Source organism: Neisseria sp. P0001.S005 (genome assembly GCF_051963715.1).
Map to the genome: position 1 here is coordinate 1 of NZ_JBQCTZ010001144.1, position 219 is coordinate 219.

Genomic DNA, 219 nt, shown 5'->3' on the forward strand with positions numbered 1-219 from the left:
CACAATCGGCTGAACCAACATACCGGCCAATGGGGGCAGAATGAAAAACCAGCCCAAATTATGCGGGTCAGCGCCTAAAGTTTGAAAAATTCGGCTCATTTGCGAGCTTTGCAGGGTAAAGGCCGTCTGAACGCCGAGATAGCCGAAGCTCAGCATCCAAATCGTACTTTTTGCCAGTGACGGCAAACCTTGTTTTGCTGTTTTTTGCGTATTTTCCGA

Annotated in this window: 1 pseudogene; it reads right to left on the reverse strand. The window is 48.4% G+C overall.

Annotated features, from left to right (window positions below):
* Positions 1–219: pseudogene (locus ACTHSP_RS24340) on the reverse strand (MFS transporter); the annotation flags it as partial.